General features: G+C 72.1%; 12 protein-coding genes. 7 read left to right on the top strand and 5 right to left on the bottom strand.

The window, feature by feature from the left end; translation table 11 throughout:
• Window positions 1-75 precede the first annotated feature (75 nt).
• From ACFT2C_RS24455 to ACFT2C_RS24445, 3 genes are all read right to left on the bottom strand, one after another.
• A complete protein-coding gene (locus ACFT2C_RS24455; protein ID WP_377209687.1) occupies window positions 76-873 on the bottom strand; it encodes a hypothetical protein in 798 nt (265 codons plus the stop codon).
• Between the two features lie 76 nt (window positions 874-949).
• Window positions 950-2,872: a serine/threonine-protein kinase gene (locus ACFT2C_RS24450; RefSeq protein ID WP_377209686.1), complete on the bottom strand. Its 1,923-nt coding sequence runs from the start codon at window positions 2,870-2,872 to the stop codon at window positions 950-952.
• A 95-nt stretch (window positions 2,873-2,967) separates the two neighbouring features.
• Window positions 2,968-3,369: a PaaI family thioesterase gene (locus ACFT2C_RS24445; protein WP_377209685.1), complete on the bottom strand. Its 402-nt coding sequence runs from the start codon at window positions 3,367-3,369 to the stop codon at window positions 2,968-2,970.
• A 78-nt stretch (window positions 3,370-3,447) separates the two neighbouring features.
• On the opposite strand from ACFT2C_RS24445, the gene ACFT2C_RS24440 reads away from it, so the two are divergent.
• Genes ACFT2C_RS24440 through ACFT2C_RS24430 form a run of 3 tightly spaced genes read left to right on the top strand, consistent with a single transcriptional unit; the run spans window position 3,448 to window position 7,296 of the window.
• Window positions 3,448-4,020 (top strand): TetR/AcrR family transcriptional regulator, encoded by a 573-nt coding sequence (locus ACFT2C_RS24440; protein ID WP_377209684.1) that lies wholly within the window; start codon window positions 3,448-3,450, stop codon window positions 4,018-4,020.
• A gap of 47 nt (window positions 4,021-4,067) precedes the next feature.
• On the top strand, window positions 4,068-5,693 hold the full coding sequence (locus ACFT2C_RS24435; RefSeq protein WP_377209683.1) for a hypothetical protein: 1,626 nt from the start codon (window positions 4,068-4,070) through the stop codon (window positions 5,691-5,693).
• Window positions 5,694-5,751: 58 nt separating this feature from the next.
• Window positions 5,752-7,296, top strand: a complete 1,545-nt coding sequence (locus ACFT2C_RS24430; protein WP_377209682.1) for a family 20 glycosylhydrolase — start codon at window positions 5,752-5,754, stop codon at window positions 7,294-7,296.
• A gap of 70 nt (window positions 7,297-7,366) precedes the next feature.
• Here the strand turns inward: ACFT2C_RS24430 and rsmI are convergent, their stop codons facing one another.
• Window positions 7,367-8,242 (bottom strand): 16S rRNA (cytidine(1402)-2'-O)-methyltransferase, encoded by an 876-nt coding sequence (gene rsmI, locus ACFT2C_RS24425; RefSeq protein ID WP_377209681.1) that lies wholly within the window; start codon window positions 8,240-8,242, stop codon window positions 7,367-7,369.
• Between the two features lie 33 nt (window positions 8,243-8,275).
• Between rsmI and ACFT2C_RS24420 the strand changes: the two genes are divergently transcribed.
• Window positions 8,276-10,057, top strand: coding sequence for a dolichyl-phosphate-mannose--protein mannosyltransferase (locus ACFT2C_RS24420; RefSeq protein WP_377209680.1), 1,782 nt, complete (start codon window positions 8,276-8,278; stop codon window positions 10,055-10,057).
• A gap of 77 nt (window positions 10,058-10,134) precedes the next feature.
• Here the strand turns inward: ACFT2C_RS24420 and ACFT2C_RS24415 are convergent, their stop codons facing one another.
• A complete protein-coding gene (locus ACFT2C_RS24415) occupies window positions 10,135-10,731 on the bottom strand; it encodes an isochorismatase family protein (protein ID WP_377209679.1) in 597 nt (198 codons plus the stop codon).
• Between the two features lie 133 nt (window positions 10,732-10,864).
• Here ACFT2C_RS24415 and ACFT2C_RS24410 point away from each other — a divergent pair, with 133 nt between their 5' ends.
• From ACFT2C_RS24410 to metG, 3 genes are all read left to right on the top strand, one after another.
• Window positions 10,865-11,224, top strand: a complete 360-nt coding sequence (locus tag ACFT2C_RS24410) for a hypothetical protein (protein WP_377209678.1) — start codon at window positions 10,865-10,867, stop codon at window positions 11,222-11,224.
• A complete protein-coding gene (locus ACFT2C_RS24405; RefSeq protein WP_377209677.1) occupies window positions 11,224-11,880 on the top strand; it encodes a nucleotidyl transferase AbiEii/AbiGii toxin family protein in 657 nt (218 codons plus the stop codon). The genes ACFT2C_RS24410 and ACFT2C_RS24405 overlap by 1 nt, the downstream gene beginning before the upstream one ends.
• A 90-nt stretch (window positions 11,881-11,970) precedes the next feature.
• Window positions 11,971-13,596 (top strand): methionine--tRNA ligase, encoded by a 1,626-nt coding sequence (gene metG, locus ACFT2C_RS24400; RefSeq protein ID WP_377209676.1) that lies wholly within the window; start codon window positions 11,971-11,973, stop codon window positions 13,594-13,596.
• Window positions 13,597-13,603 lie beyond the last annotated feature (7 nt).

The following is a 13,603-nucleotide window of genomic DNA, read 5'->3' as shown; positions in this document are numbered from 1 at the left end:
CAGCCTGTCCGGCTCTCCCTGGCTATCGCCACGGAGACCCGGACAGGCGCTCTACTTCGCGGAACCACCTCGGGTTCAGGGGAGGTCTTCCAGGAGGAGGACGTCCGGGGGGACCAGGGTGCGGGTCTGCAGCAGCTCCGTGATCAGGTTGTGGTTGAGCATGTTGCCGACCGGCTCCCCGATCTCCTCGCGGGTCAGCGCGGGCACGCCCGTGCGCGTGAGCCGTTCCCGGACGCCCGTCACGAGGCGCTCCGCGCGCTTGGCGCTCCAGGTCTCGCCGGGCTGCAGCGCGCCGAGGTCGTCGGCGACCTGCCGCCACGTGCGGGGCTGCGGGTAGGCCTCGTGCAGCAGGTACCTCTGCGCGAGCGAGATCAGCGCCAGCCGCTCGTCGGCGCGGAGCTTCCACGGCTTGTCCCGCAGGGTCGAGGCGTCGGGCGCGGGTCGGGGCAGGCGCCCGTCCTCCCCGGCGACGTACAGCTCCAGCAGGTGCCGGCGTCGTGCCGTGCCGTTGACGAACACCGGCGTGTACCCGGCGTCGACCGGGTAGGGGTCGTCCTCGGGGAAGAGCGTCCTCGAGCGGGGGAGCTGGAGCGCCCGGTGCCCGGTGTTGGCGAGCCACCAATGGCCGTCGCGGAACGTCACGGAGCCCTGCTCACGGCTGATCCGCAGGTCGTCCTCCCCGACGCACACGTGTACCTCGGGACGGTTCCGCCCGAACACCACTGTGCGGTCCTCGCGGGCACCGAGCCGGATCCCGCCGGACACGGACAGGGCGTAGATCGTGCCCGGCTCCGACGTCGGCACGCCGAACGCCAGGCTCGCGTGGTGGGGGGAGAGCGGTTCCGTGCCCTCCATCTGCGGGATGTCTGTCATGGCGACCTCCAATTGCTCCCGTCACGAGCCTGGCACGACCTCCCGGGGACCCTCCCGACGCCGTCCGGCCGGCCTGTCAGGACACCGCAGGAAGCCGCGCGGCCACCGGCTCGGCGACGTCCAGGAGCAGGTCGCAAAGCTCGTCGATGGGTTCGTCGCCGCCCGCCTCGAGCTGGAACCGGACCAGCTCCGCGACGACGTCGCCGTCGCCGTCCACGCTGACCCCCACGCGGTTCACGATGTCCACCAGGCACGAGCTCGCGGACCACGAGTCGCCCTCGTTGAACACCTCACGCCCGCTGAAGACGAAGCGCTCGCCGTCGTCCTCCGAGAGCGGGTCGCTGTGCTGGAACAGCACGCGCAGCTCCTTGCCGTCGTCGGCCTCCCACAGGCATTCCCACTCGGCGAACCCGACGACAGGGCGGTCCGCGTCGATGCCCGGCAGCTGGTCGAGCGGCTCGCCGGCGAGCAGGTCGCACGCGCTCTGGGTGTAGAGCGAGCCCGGCGCGGGAGCTCGTGTGCGGCGCGGGAGCTGACCCTCGTTGAGCATGGCGGTTGCGTGGTTGAGGCTTGCGTCGGCGAGTGCGCAGAGGTCGTCGACCTCACCCGTCTCCCGCTCCGCGTCCAGCGAGACGTTGTAGTCCCCGCCGGGGAGGAAGAGCTCGCGGCTGCACTCCCCGGGCATGTCGTCCTCGTCGTTCACCACGATGATCCTGCCGACCCGCCGGTTCGGCTCGGCGGGTTCCTCTTTGTTGTGCCAAACCTTGACGCTGGTCTCGGTGACGGCGCCGTCGTCGCTCGTCACGATGATGTCGCAGCGGTTGAGCTCGCCGTCGTCGGTGCGGAGCCGCGTCAGCCCGAACGTGCCGAGCGCGTCCATGTCGAGGAGCGCGCACGGGTCGGCGGTCGCCGGGTCGCCGATGATGCCCGTGCTCTCGGTCAGGCTCCGGTCGGAGGAGTCCACTGCGCCGTCGGCGCCGCTCGCGCCGGCTTCCGCGACGGGCGCCCCGTCACCCCGCGCCCGCTCGCGGTCGAGGGAGAACCACACGGCGGTCGAGAGTGCGGCCACCAGGACGACGGCGACGCCGGCCGCCACGAGAACCCAGCCGGGGCGCCGCGGCCGCCGGGTCTGGTCCGGCCCGACCCCCGCCGTCGGATCGCCCGCCAGGGCCGCCAGCTCCTGCCGTGCCTGGTGCAAGCGCGGCCGGTCGCCGGGCTTCCTGGCCAGCATGCGCAGCATGACCGGCGCCACGCTGCCCGCTCGCGTGGGCGGACGGACCTCCTCGGTCACGGTCTTCCACAGCAGGGCGTGCGCGTTGTCGTCGCCGAACGGGGTCGTGCCCTCGAGCACGTAGTACAGCGTGGCGCCGAGCGACCAGACGTCGGCCGCCTCGGTGAACCGTCCGCCCTTGGCGACCTCGGGCGCGAGATAGCCCGGCGTCCCGGTGAGCGCCCCGGTGGCGGTGACCGTCTCGTCGCTGTGCAGCGGGCGGGAGATGCCGAAGTCGGCGAGCTTCGCGAACCCGTCGTCGGTGACGAGCACGTTCGCGGGCTTGACGTCCCGGTGGAGGATCCGGTGGGCGTGCACCGCCGCGAGGCCGCCGGCGAGCTGGGCGCCGTAGCGGGCGGCCTCCTCGACCGGGACCCGGCCGGCCTCGGAGAGCGGCCGGCCGGCCACGTACTCCATGACCACCCAGACCTCGCCGCCGTCGTCGACCACGTCGAGCACGGCGACGACGTGCGGGTGGGTGATCTTCGCCAGGCTCTCGGCCTCGCGGCGGACGCGGTCCGCACCGCCGTCGTCGCCGTCGTACCGCGTGCGCTTCAGCGCCACCGGCCGCTCGTGCAGCCTCAGGTCGGCGGCCCGCCACACCTCTCCGTGGCCGCCCGCCCCGAGGCGCGCCTCGAGCCGGTAGCGGGCGCCGATGATCTGCCCGGTGTGCACCTGTCGGTTCTCCCCCTGCTGGCTGACAAGCCCCTCCATGCGTTCTGGTGGCATGACGCTAGTCCACCGCGATCGGGGAGAACAGGGGTGAATTCGGGGTTTCGGGACCCCTCCCGGCCCGGCGCTCCGGTGCCCCCGGGCAGATGTCGCTACGCCCCCGGGTAGACCAGGCGCACCGACTGGAGCACGTGCACGCACAGCGCGCCGGACTCGTCCGTCACCCTGACCTCGACGAGCACCTGCCGGCCGCCCGCCCTGACCGGTGCGGCAGTGGCGGTGGCCTCGCCCACGACCGGACGCAGGAAGTGGGTGGTGGAGTCCACGGTCGCGGGCAGCGCCCCGGGCTCGCCGTTGGCGGCGGCGCAGACGGCAGCGGTGCCATCAGCCAGTCCCATCAGCGCTCCGCCGTGCAGGCCGCCGCCGACCGTCGACAGATCGTGCGCGAACGGCAGCCGTCCGACGACGGCCTCCGGCGTGATCCGGTCGAGCTCGACGCCGAGCGTCCTGACGAACGGCGCTGCCGCGTAGACCTCGTCGGCGGTCAGTGTCATGGGGTTCCTCCTCGATGGACTGTAGAGAGTTCTCTCTAGAGACCGGACTCTAACGAGGCGCTGGAGTACCGTCAACGCATGCCCCGCCCGACCCACGACACCTCGGCGATCCTCGACGCCGCGGCCCGGATCCTCGGCGCGGACGGGCTGGCGAAGGTCACGATGGCTGCGGTCATCCGCGAGGCCGGCGTGCCGAGCGGCTCCCTCTACTACCGGTTCCCCGACCGCCCCGCGCTGCTCGCCGCCCTGTGGAACCGCGCGATCGCGAGCTATCACCGCGACGCCTACCCGCTGTTCGACGGCGACCCGGTCGAGGCGGCGGTCGCGCTCGCCGTCCACACCGTGCGGTGGTGCCAGGACGAGCCGGCGCACGCGCACGTGCTGCTCGCGGGGCGCTCGCGGTTCGACGCCGCCGACTGGCCCGAGGCCGCCCGGGAGACCGAGGCCGCCGAGGGCGCGCGCTGGAACGCGGCGATCCGCGGCCTGACCCGCCGACTCCGGGCGCAGACCTCGGTGACGACGACGGAGCTGCTCCTGGTCGTCGTCGACCTGCCGTACGCCGCGGTGCGGAGGTACCTGAGCGGCGACAGGCCGATCCCGGCGGACCTCGCCGACGTGGTCGCCGGGATCGTCCGGACCTCCCTGCGCTGACTACCTCGGGGTTTCCACTTCGTCGCCCCGTGGGGGAGAATGTGGCCGTGGTTATCCGGAACGCCCGATTCGTCCCGCACCACCGTCCTGCGTCCGCTGCGGCTCTGCTCGCGGCAACTGCCCTCGTCCTCGCCGGCTGCACCGTGCCGACGGCCGAGGGCGACGACGGTAGGACGGGGGAGAACTTCCAGGTCCGTGAACCGTCCGGGCCGACGCTGGTGCTCGACTCGTCGGACCCCGCCGAGCTCGCGCTCACGGCGAGCCAGGCGTTCTTCCACGCCTCCCCGGTCGCCGTGCTCGCCTCGGCCGACGACGCGGGCGACCGCTCGACCGCAGCCGCAACCGGGGCCGCCGTCAACGCACCGGTGCTGCTCACCGACGGTGGCGTCTCGGGCGCCAACATCGTCGCAGAGCTCGACCGGCTCGGCGCGGACACCGTCGTCGTCATCGGTGACGAGCAGGCGGCCGCGGAGGCCGGCGCCGCCACGGGCGACGCCGAGGTCGTGCCCTTCGACCCCGGCGCGCTGAGCGCCGCCGCCGAGGCCGCCGCCTCCGCGCGGGGCGCCGACGACCGCGACGAGCGCAAGAAGCCGAGCGCGGCCAAGGTCGAGATGCCCACGGCTGACCGCCTCGACCAGGCCGACGTCGACAGCCTCCGCGCGGAGATCCCCGACGTCACCGACCCGCAGCTGCTGCAGGAGATCCTCGTGGCCGTGGACCCGAAGCTCGGCCAAGAGGCGGCGATCGGCACAGCGCTCGCCGCGGGGGCGGTGCCGGTCGAGGTCCCGGGCGGCAACATCGCCACCAGCCCGGAGACCGTCGAGACCATCCGCACGCTCAAGCCGCTCGGCGTCGTCGGGATCGGCGACGGCTTCGGCACCGCCGACGATCTCGGCTGGCAGGTGGCGGTGGCGACGTCGGGCCAGACGCTGCCCAACGGGGCGCTGCGGCTGTTCCCGGGCCGGTACGTGTCGACGTCGTACACGGTGCCGGCCGGTGTGGCCGACCCGGCCGCCGCCGCCGCCCAGGCCGTGGACGCCGCGGCGCTCAACGGCGACCTGTTGGACGGCGCACCCCTGGTCACCCTCGTCGCGAGCGTCCGGTCCAGCGCGCCGGGCGACGACGGCGACTACGTCGACGAGCAGCCGCTGGAGCTGATCACGCCGGCGGTCGACGCGATCCGCGAGGCCGGGCAGCTCGTGCTGCTCGACATCGCGCCCGGCGACCAGCCGCTGGCCGCGCAGCTCGACGACCTCGAGCCGCTGCTGACCAAGCCCGGCGTGGGGCTGTCGGTGCACCCTGAGTTCCGGATGGCCGGCAACGGCGCGGAGACGGGCACGGTACCCGTCGCGGAGCTCCAGGCGGTGGTGGACCGGCTCGCGAAGATCGCCACGGAGCACGGTCTGCCGCAGGTCATGCTGGAGGTCCACCAGTCGACGGCGGCGTCCGTCGTGGACCGTGCGAACCTGACGATCCCGCCGCAGGTCGCCGTGGTCTTCACCGCGGCGGCGCCCGGCGTGGGCCAGGCCACGGCGGACGGCGTCTGGGCCGACGTCGCCGGTGACCTCCCCCCGCAGACGTTTCTCGGCTGGTCCGCGCCGAGCGACGTGCCGGCGGATCCGACGACCATCATGCCCACCGAACCGCTCCTGGGCCTGGTCTCCGCCGGCTGAACCTGCCAAACTTCGGTTCATCCATTGGAGCGAAGGGGCCCTAACAATCGTGATTACCGTGAGCAGCGGCGCGGGTATCGTCGCCGACGCCGTCATCCCCGCACCCGTCGAGCTGGAGCCGGGCGAGGGCGTGCTCGACCTCACCACCGTCAGCATCGACGCGCCCGACGACGGGACCGCGCGGCTCGCGGGCGAGCTGCTCGCCACCGCGGGAGCCTCCGTGGTGCCCCGCGGCGGCGTGCCCGTGGTCCTCACGCCGGATCCCGCCGCGGGGCCCGTCGGCTCCGCGAGCCCCGAGCGGTACACGCTGACGGTGACCGCCGACGGCGCGACCGTCGCCGCGCCCGGGCGCGCCGGCCTGCTGCACGGCGTGCGGACGCTGCGGCAGCTCGTCAACGCGTCCCGCGGGGAGACGGGCGGGCCGCGGGAGGTGGGCGCCGTCGTCGTACGGGATGCGCCGCGGTATCCGTGGCGCGGGCTGTCGCTCGACGTGGTGCGGCACTGGTTCGGGCCCGCGGACCTGCGGGCCGTCGTGGACCTCGTGGGCTCCTACAAGATGAACCGCCTGCACCTGCACCTGTCCGACGACCAGGGCTGGCGCCTGGACGTCCCGTCCCGCCCCGCGCTGACGAAGCTGTCGTCGCAGGGCGCGGTGTCCGGCGCGACCGGCGGGTTCCTCAGCACCGCGGAGTTTCTGGAGCTGCAGGAGTACGCGGCCGAGCGGGAGATCGTCATCGTCCCCGAGATCGACGTCCCCGGGCACGTCAACGCGGCGACTCACGCCTACGGCGAGCTCACGCCCTCGGGCGAGGCCACGGACTCCTACGACGGCGTCGAGGTCGGCTTCTCGAAGCTGCACTTCGACGTGCCGGCCACCGAGCCGTTCCTCCGCGACGTGTTCACCGACGTCGCGCGGATGACGCTCGGGCCGTGGGTGCACTTCGGCGGCGACGAGGTGCTGACCATGGGGGCCGACGAGTTCGGCCGGTTCGTCGTGCTGTGCCAGGAGATCATCGCGGCGGCGGGCAAGACGCCCGTCGCGTGGCAGGAGGCGGCGGGCTCCGCGCACGGCGACCAGTCCGCCGTGGCGGCGCTGGCGGGCGAGGGGGCGGTGGGCGGTACGACGGCGGACGGCGAAGCGCCGGTCCTGGTCCGGCCCGGCACCGTGCTGCAGTACTGGGACACCCGGCCGGACCCGGCGCCGCTGGTGCGCGCCGCGCGGGCGGGCGCGAAGTTCGTGATGTCGCCGGCCGACCGGGCCTATCTCGACATGAAGTACACGCACGAGCATCCGCTGGGCCTGGACTGGGCGGGCTTCGTCGAGCTGCGGGACTCCTACGACTGGGACCCGGCGACCGTCATCGACGGCCTGCCCGAGTCCGCCATCGAGGGCGTGTCCGCGGCGGTGTGGACCGAGACGCTGCAGAACCGCGACGACCTGTTCTCGATGCTGCTGCCCCGGCTCGCCGCGGTCGCGGAGATCGCCTGGTCGCCGCAGGGAGCCAAGGACTGGGAGTCGTTCCGGAGCCGGGTGGCGGTCGAGGCGGCTACCTGGCGCCGCGAAGGCGCCCCCTACCACCCAACCCCCCAGATCGACTGGTAACCCTTCGTTGAGTGCTGGCTATTTGTTGAAAAGAAGGCCCGATCTCAACAAATAGCCAGCACTCAACGGGCTACTTCGGGGGGCGGGAGGCCAGGGCCGCCGCGTAGAGGTCGCGCTTGGGGACGCCCGCGGCGTCCGCCACCTCGGCTACCGCCGCCTTGAGCCGCTCGCCCTGGGCCACCCGGTCGAGGACCTCGCCCACGATGTCCTCCACGCTGGCCTGCGCGGCCGGCGCCCCGCTCACGACCACGCAGATCTCGCCGCGGAGCTGCTCGGCCGCGGCCCGCTCCGCGAGGTCGGCGAGGGATCCGCGCAGCACCTCCTCGTAGGTCTTGGTGAGCTCTCTCGCGACGGCGGCCGATCGGGTCGCCCCGAACGCGTCGGCCATGGCGCCCAGCGTCTCCGCGATCCGGTGCGGCGCCTCGAAGAACACCATGGTGCGCGGCTCGGCGGCGAGCGCGCCGAGCGTCCGGGCGCGGTCGCCGGCCTTGCGCGGCAGGAAGCCCTCGAACGTGAACCGGTCGGTCGGCAGGCCGGACAGTGCCAGCGCGGTCAGCACGGCGCTCGGCCCGGGCGCGACGGTGATCCGCAGCTCACGTTCGATGGCGCGCTCCACTATGCGGTACCCGGGATCGGAGACGGACGGCATGCCGGCGTCGGTCACGACCACCACCGTGCCGCCCCCGGCGACGACGTCGAGCAGCTCGTCCGCGCGGGCCGTCTCGTTGTGCTCGTGGTAGCTGGTCACCCTGCCGCGCACCTCGACGCCGAGCCGGCCGGCGAGCCCGTGCAGGCGGCGGGTGTCCTCGGCGGCCACGACGTCGGCGTCGGCCAGCAGGCGGATCAGCCGGGGCGAGGCATCCTCGGTGTTGCCGATCGGGGTGGCGGCCAGGACGAGGGAGCCGGCCTCGGGCGCGGGCCCGGGGGTCGGGGACGGGTCGGTCATGAACCACACTGTCCCACGCTCTATGCTGGCCCGGTGTCCCAGCAGCCTGACGCCACAGGAGCGCATCTCGCCGGAGCGCAGGCGGCTCTGCCCGGAACATATGGCGCCCACATGCGCCGCGAGGCAGTGGGCGGCCAGATGACGCGTACCGGCTCTTTTCCCGTCGTCGGGCAGCCGCCGCGACCCGAGCTTCCGTTGCGCGACCGCCTCCTGCGCGACCTGCTGGGTGAGCGCCGCCTCGCCCTCGGCCGGACCGCGGCGGACCGGTTCTGGGGCGTGTTCGGCGCGCTCGTCGTGACGGCGATCGCCGCGGGCGCGCGGCTGTGGGCGCTGGGCCGCCCGGGCAAGCTGGTCTTCGACGAGACGTACTACGTCAAGGAGGGCTGGTCGCTGGCCAGCCTCGGCTTCGAGGCCGCGTGGCCCGACAAGCCCAACCCCGCGTTCGAGGCCGGCGACGTCAGCTCGTACAACACCGACGAGGCCGAGTACGTCGTCCACCCGCCCGTCGGCAAGTGGATGATCGCCATCGGCATGCGCCTCATGGGCGGGGCCGAGAACCCGATGCACTGGCGCATCGCCAGCGCCGTGATCGGCATCCTGGCCGTGCTCCTGATCGTGCGGATCGCCCGGCGCCTGTTCTCGTCCACGCTGCTGGGCCTGGTCGCGGGCCTGCTGCTCGCGGTCGACGGCGAAGCGATAGTGCACTCCCGCACCGGCCTGCTCGACCAGTTCCTCATGTTCTGGGTGCTCGTCGCGTTCGGCTGCCTGGTGCTGGACCGCGAGTGGGCCAGACGGCGGCTCGCGGACCGGGTGGCGCAGATCGTCGAGGCGGGCGGGGCGATCGGCAAGTACGGGCCGCGGCTCGGCTTCCGCGGCTGGCGGTTGGCGGCGGCGGTGTCGTTGGGCCTCGCGTGCGGCGTCAAGTGGTCGGGCCTGTACTTCGTCGTGGCGTTCTTCCTCCTCACCGTCGTGTGGGACATGACGGCGCGGCGCGCCGCCGGCGTCGAGCGCTGGTGGGAGGACGCGCTCGTGGTCGACGTCGTCCCCGCCGCCCTGATCATGCTGCCCACCGTGGTTGCGGTGTACATCGCGTCGTGGTCCGCCTGGTTCGCGCACCCGAAGTCGTACCTGCGGGACTGGGCGGTGGTGAACGACGTCGCGCCGCCGGGGTGGTGGCCCGACTGGGGCTGGGCGCAGGGTGCCTGGGAGGCCGGGCGGTCGCTGTGGGAGTACCACCGCATGATGTGGGACTTCCACACGGGCCTGGACTCGGAGCACAACTACGCGTCGCACCCGCTGGGCTGGATCGTGCAGTGGCGTCCGACGTCGTTCTTCTGGGAGAAGTACACCCCGGGCCAGGGGCCCTGCCCGGCGGACGCCGTCGGCGACTGCGCCAGTGCCGTGACCTCGCTCGGCAACCCGCTCCTGTGGTGGCTGGGTGCCCTTGCGATCCCCGTGGTGCTGGTGCTCGTGGTCCGGTACCGCGACTGGCGCGGCACCGCCGCCCTCGCGGGCATCGCCGCCGGCTGGCTGCCCTGGTTCCTGTACTCGTGGCCCCTGGCGGACCGCACCATCTTCACGTTCTACTCGATAGTGTTCACGCCGTTCGTGATCCTGACGCTCGTGTACCTGCTGGCGATCGGGCTCGAACGGACGCCGCGCAGGAGCGCGGACCGGCGCATCGTGAGCTGGCTGGCCGCCGTGCTGGTGCTGCTGATCGTGGGCGTGAGCGTGCTCTACTACCCGATCTGGACGGCGATGCCCGTGCCGTACGAGTACTGGCAGCGGCTGATGCTTCTCCCGAGCTGGATCTGACAACTTCGCTGGTCGAGCTTGCTTTCGCTGGTCGAGCTTGTCGAGACCCGGGTCTCGACAAGCTCGACCAGCGGCGATCAGAGAGCCGAGGAGTCGCGGAGCTCCACGCCCGCCGCCGCCAGCTCCTTGCGCGCGAGCTCGCCCTGCTCCGCCGACACGGGGATCGTCAGGTCGGTGAGCACCCGGGCCGCCAAGCCCGCGCGGCGCGCGTCGAGCGCTGTGTGCTTCACGCAGTGCGACTCCACGAGGCCCACGACGTCGACCTCGGTCGCCTCGGCCTCCGACAGGACCGTCGCGAGGCTCCGGCCGTGCTCGTCCGCGCCGTCGAACCCGGAGTAGCCGTGCGAGTACTGGCCCTTCTTCAGCCGGACGTCGGGGTCGAGGCCGGCCAGCGCCGGGTGCAGCTCGGCGTTGGGGGAGCCCGCGATGCCGTGCGGCGGCCACGAGTCGACGAAGTCCGGGTGGTCGCTGAAGTGCTCGCCCGGGTCGATGTGCCAGTCCTGCGTGGTCACCACCGTGACGTACCGGTCGCGGTGGGCGGCGGCGTAGGCGGCCACGCGGTGCGCTATCTCGTTCGCGCCCTCGGTGGCGAGCTCGCCGCCCTCGCAGAACGTGGGCTGCACGTCGACGACGACGAGGGCCCGCCGCACGGGCTCGGACTCGGTGAGGCTCATGCTTCTACTCTGCCACTGCGATCGCACCAGAACAGTCGCAGACGACTAGGGGTGTGGATATCCTGGCCCGCGAGGAAGGGCCTCGTCGTAGGCTCGAACCATCGTCGACCCGAGCCTGGAAGGGGTGAACAGGATGTCCGCAGAACCCGGCGCACACCGGACGGTGCCGCGCGGCTACGTCTACGCCGACCACATTCCGTACGACACCCCCGACTCCCTGGACGACCTGCGGGGGCCGCGGAAGGGGGTCGTCCGGGTCGGTCCGCCGATCAGTACCGCGCCGGACCCGGTGTACGACCTGTCCGACGAGGACATGGTCTGGCACCTGTACAGCGCAGTGGTCCGGGAGGGCAACGCCCGCGACCACGAGGCATTGCTCGAAAGGCGCACTCTGATTCGGCTCTGGCCCGAGTTGAACTTGCCTGCTCGCTGCCGGGCTGTCTGGGAGGCCAAGTTTCCCGTACTCGCCGCGAGAACGGCGAGAACGGCCTGATGCGTCCGTTCCATGACCGTCTCACCCGGATCGGGCTCGAGGCGGTGGAGAAGTACGGGTTCGCGCTCGCGGGCGGCTATGCCATCTCCGCAAACGGCATGGGTGACAGGCCTTCGATGGACGTCGACCTGTTTACCGACCGCGGAAGTCCTGAGCAGTTCGCCCTGGCGGTCGACAAGATTCGGCGTGCGTTCTGGAACCAGGGTTTTGAGGTGCACGACAACCGAATCGGCCCGACATTCGCTGACCTGCACGTGCTCGATGAAGCGACCGGGACCGAGAGCGATATCCAGCTCGGTTGGGACTACCGAGAGTTCCCGCCAAGGATGCTCGAGATCGGTCCCGTGCTCGACCCGCGCGACGCGGTGGCGAACAAGATGGGTGCGCTCTGGTCACGAGGCGAGGTGCGCGACTATATAGACATCGACACAGTCCTCGAATCCGGCCGCTTTGATCGGGCGGACATCCTCGCGATGGGGGACCGAATCGAGGCCACGCCGTTGGACCGGGAGATGCTCGCGGGAAGGTTTCGCCAGGTTGCGAGACTGCCTGGTGACGTCTTCGCGCAATACGGCATCGGCACCGTCCAGCGCCTTTCGATCATCGACCGTTTCCTCGGCTGGGCCGACGAGATCGACCCCGCCGTCGTCCGCTGACCGGACCGGCCGCCCCGCGAGGCGACCGCCGTCGGGCACCCCTGTGGAAGGCGCGTGGCCCTCCGCCGCTACGCAACTACCATTGGCGTCATGCCGGAAGCCGAGAAGACCTTCTACCTCACGACGCCGATCTACTACGTGAACGATGCCCCCCATATCGGGCATGCGTACACGACGGTCGCTGCCGACGTCGTGACGCGCTGGCACCGCCAGCGTCAGGAGAGCGTCTGGTTCCTCACCGGGACCGACGAGCACGGCGAAAAGGTGCTGCGCACCGCCGAGGCGAACGGCGTGACCCCGAAGGACTGGGCGGACCGCCTCGTGGAGACGGCGTGGAAGCCGGTGCTCCAGACCCTCGATGTGCGCAACGACGACTTCATCCGCACCACGCAGGAGCGGCACGAGACCGCGGTGCAGGCGTTCCTCCAGGACCTGTACGACAAGGGCGAGATCTACGAGGGCTCCTACGAGGGGCCGTACTGCGTGGGCTGCGAGGAGTACAAGCTCCCGGGCGACCTCATCGACGGGACCGGCGAGTACGAGGGCCTGAAGCTCTGCTCCATCCACGGCACGCCCGTCGAGATGCTCTCCGAGCAGAATTACTTCTTCAAGATGAGCGCGTACGCGGACCGGCTGATCGCGCTGTACGAGGAGCACCCCGAGTTCGTGCAGCCGGCGTCGGCCCGCAACGAGGTCGCCAGCTTCGTGAAGCAGGGCCTGCAGGACCTGTCGATCTCGCGCTCCACGTTCGACTGGGGCGTCCCGATCCCGTGGGACTCGTCGCACGTGCTGTACGTGTGGTTCGACGCGCTGCTCAACTACGCCACGGCCGTGGGCCTGGACAGCAGCGATCCCGAGCGCAAGGAGCAGTTCGCGCGGACCTGGCCGGCCGACGTGCACCTGGTCGGCAAGGACATCCTGCGGTTCCACGCGGTGATCTGGCCCGCGATGCTCATGGCCGCGGGGCTGCCGCTGCCCAAGACCGTCTTCGCGCACGGCTGGCTCCTGGTGGGCGGCGAGAAGATGAGCAAGTCCAAGCTCACGGGCATCGCGCCGTCGGACATCATCGACACCTTCGGGTCGGACGCGTTCCGGTACTACTTCATGCGGACCATCGCGTTCGGCGGCGACGGCTCGTTCTCCTGGGAGGACATGACCGCCCGGTACAACGGCGAGCTCGCCAACGGGTTCGGGAACCTCGCGTCCCGGACCGCGGCGATGATCGGCAAGTACTTCGGCGGCTCGCTGCCGACGCCGGGCGCGCTCACCGACGCCGAGACCGCCCTCGCGCAGGTCGCGGCCAAGGCGGTGGCCGACGCCGAGGCGGCGATCGACCGGCTGGCCATCCACGACGCCGTCGCGGCGGTGTGGACGCTCGTCGACGCCACGAACGGCTACCTCGCCGACACGCAGCCGTGGAAGCTCGCGAAGGAGCCCGGCGAGACCGACGAGTCCGGCACGGGGGTCGACGGCGGCCGCCTCGCCACGTCGCTCGTCACGGCCACGGAGGCGCTGCGGTCGCTCGCGGTGCTGCTCAACCCGATCACGCCCAAGGCTGCGGCCGGGCTGTGGGAGCTGCTCGGCGCGGAGGTGTCCCTCGGCGCGCTCGACGCGCAGCCGCTCGACGGCGCCGCGACGTTCGGTGCCCTGCCCGCGGGCACCACGGTGACGAAGGGCGCCGCGTTGTTCCCGCGCCTCGAGGACCAGGCGGTCTGAGCGACCG

Origin of the sequence: Promicromonospora sp. NPDC057138, assembly GCF_042670845.1 — a bacterium.
In the GTDB taxonomy this organism is placed as follows: Bacteria; Actinomycetota; Actinomycetes; order Actinomycetales; family Cellulomonadaceae; genus Promicromonospora.
The sequence above is the reverse complement of the archived record's forward strand: the minus strand, read 5'-3'. Positions and strand labels throughout refer to the sequence as shown.